Source organism: Frankia sp. Hr75.2 (assembly GCF_949319125.1).
Lineage (GTDB): Bacteria > Actinomycetota > Actinomycetes > Frankiales > Frankiaceae > Parafrankia > Parafrankia soli.
The window spans coordinates 1-300 of the sequence record NZ_CASGGV010000263.1; the positions used below are offsets into that span (position 1 = coordinate 1).

Here is a 300-nt window from a genome sequence, read left to right on the forward strand (position 1 = left end):
TCGCGGTTGTCGTCGCGGCCGTCGTCGCGCCGGCCGTCACCGCCGCTGTCACCGTCGCCGGGTGCCTGCTCGAGGATCAGGTGGACGTTGGTCCCGCTCACGCCGAAGGAGGAGACGCCGGCACGGCGGGGCCGGTCGACCGCCGGCCAGGGGGTGGTCTCGGTGAGGACCCGGACGGCGCCGGAGTCCCAGTCCACGTGCGGGGTCGGCGCGTCCACGTGCAGGGTTCCCGGGAGCAGGCCCTCGTCCAGGGCATGGATCATCTTGATGATCCCGGTGATGCCGGAGACCGCGGCGGGA

Annotated in this window: 1 protein-coding gene; it reads right to left on the reverse strand. The window is 73.7% G+C overall.

Annotated elements, in window-relative coordinates; all coding sequences use genetic code 11:
• The coding region (locus AC559T_RS17945) for a ketoacyl-synthetase C-terminal extension domain-containing protein (protein WP_498869481.1) at nt 1–300 on the reverse strand (300 nt) is incomplete at both ends.